Origin of the sequence: Rossellomorea sp. GCM10028870 (assembly GCF_042666755.1) — a bacterium.
Taxonomy (GTDB): Bacteria; Bacillota; Bacilli; order Bacillales; family Bacillaceae_B; genus Rossellomorea.
The window spans coordinates 75,648-82,785 of sequence record NZ_JBHTGN010000007.1; the positions used below are offsets into that span (position 1 = coordinate 75,648).

General features: G+C 42.0%; 6 protein-coding genes, 9 tRNA genes and 2 rRNA genes. 1 reads left to right on the forward strand and 16 read right to left on the reverse strand.

Going from position 1 to position 7,138, the window contains the following annotated elements:
• Positions 1-5: 5 nt before the first annotated feature.
• The 4 genes from ACFQWC_RS22100 to sigW all read right to left on the reverse strand — a co-directional run bounded on the left by ACFQWC_RS22100 (position 6) and on the right by sigW (position 3,522).
• Complete coding sequence (locus ACFQWC_RS22100; protein ID WP_341357235.1) at positions 6-1,247, reverse strand: CdaR family protein; 1,242 nt, start codon at positions 1,245-1,247, stop codon at positions 6-8.
• Complete coding sequence (cdaA, locus tag ACFQWC_RS22105; protein ID WP_299746964.1) at positions 1,240-2,076, reverse strand: diadenylate cyclase CdaA; 837 nt, start codon at positions 2,074-2,076, stop codon at positions 1,240-1,242. Before cdaA ends, ACFQWC_RS22100 begins: the two co-directional genes overlap by 8 nt.
• Positions 2,077-2,310: 234 nt before the next feature.
• Entirely contained in the window at positions 2,311-2,943 is a 633-nt protein-coding gene (locus ACFQWC_RS22110; protein ID WP_299746967.1) for an anti-sigma factor family protein, read from the reverse strand.
• Positions 2,944-2,958: 15 nt separating this feature from the next.
• Complete coding sequence (gene sigW, locus ACFQWC_RS22115; protein ID WP_044340373.1) at positions 2,959-3,522, reverse strand: RNA polymerase sigma factor SigW; 564 nt, start codon at positions 3,520-3,522, stop codon at positions 2,959-2,961.
• A 167-nt stretch (positions 3,523-3,689) separates the two neighbouring features.
• Here sigW and ACFQWC_RS22120 point away from each other — a divergent pair, with 167 nt between their 5' ends.
• Complete coding sequence (locus ACFQWC_RS22120; protein WP_082051360.1) at positions 3,690-3,851, forward strand: aspartyl-phosphate phosphatase Spo0E family protein; 162 nt, start codon at positions 3,690-3,692, stop codon at positions 3,849-3,851.
• Between the two features lie 150 nt (positions 3,852-4,001).
• On the opposite strand, the gene rocF is transcribed toward ACFQWC_RS22120, so the two are convergent.
• The 12 genes from rocF to ACFQWC_RS22180 form a co-directional block, all read right to left on the reverse strand.
• Entirely contained in the window at positions 4,002-4,904 is a 903-nt protein-coding gene (rocF, locus tag ACFQWC_RS22125; RefSeq protein ID WP_299746974.1) for an arginase, read from the reverse strand.
• A gap of 946 nt (positions 4,905-5,850) precedes the next feature.
• Positions 5,851-5,926 (reverse strand) — tRNA-Ala (locus ACFQWC_RS22130).
• A 57-nt stretch (positions 5,927-5,983) separates the two neighbouring features.
• A tRNA-Lys gene (locus tag ACFQWC_RS22135) sits at positions 5,984-6,056 on the reverse strand.
• Between the two features lie 5 nt (positions 6,057-6,061).
• Positions 6,062-6,136, reverse strand: a tRNA-Gln gene (locus ACFQWC_RS22140).
• 66 nt (positions 6,137-6,202) lie between these two features.
• Positions 6,203-6,286 (reverse strand) — tRNA-Tyr (locus ACFQWC_RS22145).
• Positions 6,287-6,297: 11 nt separating this feature from the next.
• Positions 6,298-6,373, reverse strand: a tRNA-Thr gene (locus ACFQWC_RS22150).
• Between the two features lie 26 nt (positions 6,374-6,399).
• Positions 6,400-6,475, reverse strand: a tRNA-Val gene (locus ACFQWC_RS22155).
• Positions 6,476-6,517: 42 nt separating this feature from the next.
• Positions 6,518-6,592: transfer RNA gene (locus ACFQWC_RS22160), tRNA-Glu, on the reverse strand.
• A gap of 19 nt (positions 6,593-6,611) precedes the next feature.
• Positions 6,612-6,684, reverse strand: a tRNA-Thr gene (locus ACFQWC_RS22165).
• Between the two features lie 2 nt (positions 6,685-6,686).
• Positions 6,687-6,761: transfer RNA gene (locus tag ACFQWC_RS22170), tRNA-Asn, on the reverse strand.
• An 8-nt stretch (positions 6,762-6,769) separates the two neighbouring features.
• A 5S ribosomal RNA gene (rrf, locus tag ACFQWC_RS22175) occupies positions 6,770-6,886 on the reverse strand.
• A 151-nt stretch (positions 6,887-7,037) separates the two neighbouring features.
• A 23S ribosomal RNA gene (locus tag ACFQWC_RS22180) occupies positions 7,038-7,138 on the reverse strand; the annotation flags it as partial.

Here is a 7,138-nt window from a genome sequence, read left to right on the forward strand (position 1 = left end):
AGCTCTTATGCTGATGTGTTCTTTTCTTTAATTTCTACTTTTACTGTTTGCTGAGACAAGGTCCATTCTATATCTTCGGGACCTTCTGCCTCTATTTCCACCTCATGCTCGCCTGGTTCGAGCCCTGAAAGATCGAGCGCCAGTGAGAAATCATCTTTCGTCACTTTGCTCACTTGTGCATTCTCACCCTTCAACGCTACGTCTACCAGACCCTCTTCAGGTGACATGATGGTATACTCATATTCTTCAGCTAATCCCTGTGGTGAAATTTTAAGTCCTGTAAGGCTCTTTTCTTCGGTTGTATTGACATCAACCTTCACCTTCACTTCCTCAGGGGCCACTTTATTTAAACCATCTTGCAACGCAAGTGGTACCGCAATGGTTGAGTCCTTCGTAATCTTTGAAAGATCGATCTCTGCCAGCAATTCTTCCACTGTATCCAATACTTCCTGTCTGCCAAAAATCGTTGCCTCTTTAGGTTCAACTGAAATCGACTCCAGGGTTGTGCCTTCAGGAAGACTGCCTTTTTGTTTTATGGTGACAGGTACACTCTTACTCGGATTCGCAACCGAAACGGTCACCTCGACCACTTCCGGAGCAATTTGAACATCTAATTTGTTATACTCACGGTCAAGTACTTGCACCCGGGCTTCCCTTGTCACATTTTCACTGATCTCTTCATCTAAATCTAGAGTTGCAATGACATATGCAATTCGTTCTACTTCATCCCTCGAGCCCGTCACTTTCACTGTTTTTGGATCCACAGCAAGTCCTTCTGCTTCATACCCATTGGATAAAATACTTTCATTGAATTGAGGTTCAACTGTAAATTCTTCTGTGACCTTTTCTTGAACCGATATATTGACAAAATCCGGATCGAGTTTGACATCAAGTTTTTCGGAAATATTATCAATCTGAATATCAACCTGATGCTCACCGATTCCGATATCATTTAAGTCCACATAGACTCTGAAATCCTTCACTTGTTTAGCTTGTTGTACAATCGCCCTGGATCCTTCCACCGTTACATTCACCGTATCAGGCAAGCCGCTTACTTCTAAATTCTCACGATCATAAAAAACTTCAAGCGGGACGTCCTGGATCGTTTCAATCGCATTTTGAGAGTTGCCGGTATTGTTGTTAGCCGTCTTCTGTATTTCATCAAAGTTAACGGATAGATAGAGAATGAATGCCAACATTAGTCCTACAATACGCATGAACCAACGACTTTCCATGAATTTATCCATTTTCTTTCTTCCCCCTAAAGCTCCATTTCGTTGAGGAAGCATTCGTCTTATCGCCAATGAGCTCTACCGTAAGAATTTCCCTGAAGCGCTCCAAAGAGAGGTCGCGATGTAACTCCCCATTTTTCGTAATGGAGATAGCTCCCGTTTCTTCTGATACAACAATTGTAATACTATCTGTTACTTCACTGACGCCAAGTGCTGCCCGGTGTCTTGTTCCCAATTCTTTTGATATAAATGGGCTTTCCGACAATGGAAGATAACAAGCTGCTGCAGCAATTTGACTCTTTTGAATAATAACAGCCCCATCATGAAGAGGTGTATTGGGGATAAAGATATTAATCAGTAATTGAGACGTAATCTTGGCATTAAGTGGTATACCTGTTTCAATATAATCACTCATCCCTGTTTCCCGCTCAAGGGTAAGGAGGGCACCAATTCGACGCTTTGCCATATAACTTACAGCCTTCGTCATCGATTCAATCATCTGCTCTTGCTCTTCTTCTTCCTGAAGTCCGGACCTCGAGAATAAACGGCCCCTTCCGAGCTGTTCAAGGGCTCTGCGGAGCTCAGGCTGGAAGATGATGATAATCGCCAGGAACCCCCAGGTGAGGGCTTGTTCCATCATCCATCCCAGTGTATCCAATCCAAAGATACTACTAAGGCCTCTCACTATGATAATGACAAAAATACCTTTTAATAATTGTACTGCTTTCGTTCCTTTTATCAGCATGATCAGTTTATAGATTACAAACCATACTACGAGTATATCTACAATATCAGAGACATAATCCAGCGCGGAGTAATCCGAAAAAATATTGATAAACGGCATATTACATCCTCCAATAGCTTAATCGAAAGCGTAAGCCGCCATGTGTGGCTTCTCCATTTTCGTAACGTTCCCATTATAGCACATTTTTTCACTGTCAAATGAGAGACACCCACGGCCTCATGATTCTTTCTTTTCTATTCATGAACTCACGTTTTTACAAAAAAAACTGACACGAAAATCAAAGGTGTCAGCCCTTTAGGGACGGACCTTACATTCCATCCCTTCTATTTTATCCTACTTTTCTTCAAGTTGCGAATTTCCCCAATCCAAGGTGTCTTTAGCCCCTTTTTTGATCTGGTACCAAAGCCACTCAAATGCCTCATCGATTTCATGGATCTCTCCTGTCACGCTCCCTGCAGAAGCCAAGTACTGCTTTCCGTTGATGACCGTGACATTCCCTGTTACTTTTCCTTCAATTTTCACATCGCCGTTTCGAACCGTCAGATCCCCGTTTACGACTTCACCTTCAGGAACGACAACCGTATGATCCTGAACGACTAATTTAGCATTTTTCGTAAAAGAGAAAGCCTGATCATCATTCCAGGAAGTGAGGAAGCTCCCGGTCATAAAGAACAGAAATAGTGCAGCAGCCGTGAGTAACGGATGGTGCCTAAACCACCTCTGGACCCCAACCTTCTTCTTCTCTTTCGGTAATCTTGACATGACTTTATCCGTAAAGTCTGTAGAAGCACTAATATGAGATGTGCTCTGTACAAACGCAATTGCTTTTTTCAGCTCATGGAAGTGGTGCTGGCAATCACTGCATTCCTGCAAATGTTGTTTCAGCGTTCCTTCTTTTTCTCTATTTAAATCTCCATCTAAATAATCATGCATATACTCAATGATTTCTTCAGGACAAGGCTTCATGTTCACTCACCCTCTCTACAGTGATCTTAATTGTTTACGGAGAGCTTCCCGCCCTCTATGTACTCTTGTTTTAACCGTTCCCAGGGGTAAATCCAATATCTCACTGATTTCTTGAAGAGGAAGCTCTTCAATATATTTTAAAACAATGACCGATCGATATTTCTCAGGTAACTTGGAAATTTCCTTCTGAATGGTTTCCTGCAGCTCCATATTCTCCACTTCATCTTCCGGTAGCTGAACATCCGCTGCCACCTGTGAGTACATCGTTAAGCCTTCAGTCCCTGCTACCTCTGCATCTAAGAAATAATCCGGCTTCTTCTTCCGAATCCGGTCGATACAAAGATTCGTCGCTATCCGAAAGAGCCAAGTCGAAAACTTTCTCTTTTGATTAAAGGTTTCAATATTTACATATGCCCTGATAAAAGCCTCTTGAGCAATATCCTCTGCCTCATGACGATTACCAAGCATCCGGTAGCAAATTTGAAACACTTTATCCTTGTAAAGCTCGACTAATTCTGCAAAGGCGTTCTGATCACCTTTCAATACTTGTTTTATCCGCTTTTTCACTAATGCTTCCATTTCACAACCTCCGCTCTATGCGGCTATATTTATATACGTAACACCCTATCAAAAGGTTTCAAATTTTTTATATTACTATCCTAACAAATTTTTCAGGAAAAATGTTTACAATTATTAGAAAAAGGGTATAAAGGAACTAATTATTTCTATTGTGGGAGGATCTCGAAATGAGGGGAAGAATGAATGAGTTATTATTTCAAATTGAAGACTGCCGTCGCCAAATGGTCGAACTAGCTTTAAAGTCATCCTTTGCCGATGAGCAAGTTGTTGATTTGAGTACTCGTCTTGACGATCTATTAAATCAATACCAAGTGGTCAAACACCATTGAAGAGAAAATAGATGAAGGCTGAGAACCGTGAAGGGCTCTCAGCCTTTTTTTGATGTATTCACTCTTGCAAGTCATCCCGTATTGCGAAAGGGACACCCTTAAAATATCCTACCGGCCTTTATGTGGGAAGCATTGTGAACACAGACTGGATTATAGTAATTTCTCTCCAAGCAGGGATCCCATCAATGCTACAGCTACAGTAGCCGTTTTATTCTTTTCATCCAGAATAGGATTAACTTCTACAAATTCCGCAGATGTAATAATTCCTGCTTCTTGTAGCATCTCCATTGCCAAATGACTCTCACGGTAGCTTATCCCCCCAAGAACAGGAGTTCCTACCCCAGGAGCATCGCTTGGATCCAATCCATCTAAATCAAGAGATAAATGAACGCCATCCGTTTTACTCTTCAAGTAATCAATGGACTCTTCCATTACCTTCGTCATACCAAGACGATCGATTTCATGCATCGTATATACTTTAATACCCTTTTCTTTAATTAACTCTCTTTCTCCTTCATCTAAAGAACGAGCTCCAATAATGACAATGTTCTCAGGCTTAATCTTTGGAGAGCTCTGCCCGATACTTGTCAAATCTTCATGGCCTATACCCAAGCTCACCGCAAGTGGCATACCATGAATATTACCTGACGGAGATGTATCCCCTGTATTCAAATCACCATGTGCATCATACCAAATCACACCTAAGTTTTCATAGTGAGGAGAAACACCAGCCAACGTTCCTATCGCAATACTGTGGTCTCCACCAAAGATCAATGGGAAATCTCCACTCCCGATTACATCATTCACCTTACCAGCCAACGTCTCACTGGCTTCAGCAACCGCTTTCAAATTACGCAGATTCGTATCAGGATTATTATGTACACGCTCAGCCTGGCCAATCTCGATATCACCCAAGTCTTTAATCTCATACCCAAGTTTCTCCAGACGCTCAACAATACCGGCGTAACGAATCGCACTCGGCCCCATATCCACGCCTCTGCGCATTTGACCTAAATCCATAGGTACACCAATAATAGAAATATTTTTCTTCATGAAAAATTCCCCCAATTCGAAATTTATTTACACCTCTATTTTATCCATACTATGAGCCATGGTTCAACCGGACAGGATTGTGTATATATATGCGTGTGTAGAGGTGTTTAAGGTGGATTGGTGCAAGATTATGTAGACGGATTCTTGACGAGGATGCTAGTGTGAAATCGATTGGTTGGCGGTCCGTGGTAAAGAGCGATTTGAAAATATAATCTGTAATTTGAAAATAAATGATTCAGAATTGAAAATACAATCTAAAATTTGAAAACAAATGTGGGAAATTTGAAAATATCCTGAGAAAGATGCGAGGGAAATAGGGGTTTGCTGGTCAATTATAGATTGAGCATTGATTTTTTTAAGAAATATGAAAAAAATGTTTATTTTAGAGGACATTTCTATTAAAACCTTGTCTGTTTTAATTATTTGCTCTCCGCACTCTCCACCGATCTTCTAGTTGTGGCCAAAGATATCGAGTTGATAATAAAATCCGCAATCCTTTAAACTGACGGCTAAGAAGTAGCATCTAATACCCAATCGGTAACCTCTCGATTGCCTCACACGTAATTTTCATTATCATCAGCGTCAAAATAGTACATTTTTTGAAGGGTTTCAAATATTAATAAGACATTTTCAATGATACGCAACTCTCCCACAATATAATTTCACTCATATTCCCCTAACCAACTTCTATCCACTTAGGAATCAAAACCCAGACAACTCTCTCCCATCCCCGTTGCTGCAACGAGCAGCACAATTTACTAGCCCTCCAGCCATCATAAAGAGCAATCTTTCACTGTTGGTCAATCCACAATCGTAAATCTATCTTCACAAACAAAAAAACCTCAAATCTCATAAAAGATTCAAGGTTTAATCATGTCGTATGTATGGTTACTTCACTCCGCTAACGCTTTGTAAGCAGATAGATTTTTGCTTTCGCAAAAATCTTTGGTGGAGCCTAGCGGGATCGAACCGCTGACCTCCTGCGTGCAAAGCAGGCGCTCTCCCAGCTGAGCTAAGGCCCCCCTATGTTATAGATGATAGAGAAATTCTCACACCTTGCGATGTGAGAAAATGTGTGATGAGCCATGAAGGACTCGAACCTTCGACCCTCTGATTAAAAGTCAGATGCTCTACCAACTGAGCTAATGGCTCTTAAGTGGCTGGGCTAGCTGGATTCGAACCAACGCATGTCGCAGTCAAAGTGCGATGCCTTACCGCTTGGCTATAGCCCAATAATAACTTTAATGGCATAAAAAAGGGACATTTATAGGATGTCCATTTTACACTTTAATATACAGTGGTGGAGGGGGGCAGATTCGAACTGCCGAACCCGAAGGAGCGGATTTACAGTCCGCCGCGTTTAGCCACTTCGCTACCCCTCCAGCTGAAAAAATGGTGCCGGCAAGAGGACTTGAACCCCCAACCTACTGATTACAAGTCAGTTGCTCTACCAGTTGAGCTACACCGGCATATTGAATTATTCTTAAATAAAAAATGGTGGAGGATGACGGGATCGAACCGCCGACCCTCTGCTTGTAAGGCAGATGCTCTCCCAGCTGAGCTAATCCTCCAATATGTAACTGGTGAGTTATTTTGCTTTTGCAAAAAAACTTTGGTGACCCATACGGGATTCGAACCCGTGTTACCGCCGTGAAAGGGCGGTGTCTTAACCGCTTGACCAATGGGCCATTCAAAATAAAATATAAAAGCTTCCAACCGGGCTCGAACCGGTGACCTCTTCCTTACCATGGAAGCACTCTACCTGCTGAGCTATGGAAGCAATGGCTCCGCAGGCAAGATTCGAACTTGCGACCGATCGGTTAACAGCCGATAGCTCTACCACTGAGCTACTGCGGAATGATATTGCCTGGCGATGTCCTACTCTCACAGGGGGAGATCCCCCAACTACCATCGGCGCTGAAGAGCTTAACTTCCGTGTTCGGCATGGGAACGGGTGTGACCTCTTCGCCATTATCACCAGACGAATTGCTTACAATGACAAATACTATTATATAATATTTTCAGTGTTTTTCAAGGGGTAATTAAAATTTATTCCCTGAAAACTAGATAAAGAATTGATGTCAAGAAAGCCGAATACCGACCAATTGTTGTTCATTTAAAAAATGACTCTTTGTGGTTAAGTCCTCGATCGATTAGTATCAGTCAACTCCACATGTCGCCATGCTTCCATCTCTGACCTATCTACCTAGTCATCTTCTAGGGATCTTACTCAC

Bases quoted from the DNA above. Each gene is read 5' to 3' on its own strand.
- ACFQWC_RS22110 (WP_299746967.1), bottom strand. From the start codon at position 2,943: ATGAAGCCTTGTCCTGAAGAAATCATTGAGTATATGCATGATTATTTA.
- sigW (WP_044340373.1), bottom strand. From the start codon at position 3,522: ATGGAAGCATTAGTGAAAAAGCGGATAAAACAAGTATTGAAAGGTGAT.
- ACFQWC_RS22100 (WP_341357235.1), bottom strand. From the start codon at position 1,247: ATGGATAAATTCATGGAAAGTCGTTGGTTCATGCGTATTGTAGGACTA.
- ACFQWC_RS22120 (WP_082051360.1), top strand. From the start codon at position 3,690: ATGAGGGGAAGAATGAATGAGTTATTATTTCAAATTGAAGACTGCCGT.
- cdaA (WP_299746964.1), bottom strand. From the start codon at position 2,076: ATGCCGTTTATCAATATTTTTTCGGATTACTCCGCGCTGGATTATGTC.
- rocF (WP_299746974.1), bottom strand. From the start codon at position 4,904: ATGAAGAAAAATATTTCTATTATTGGTGTACCTATGGATTTAGGTCAA.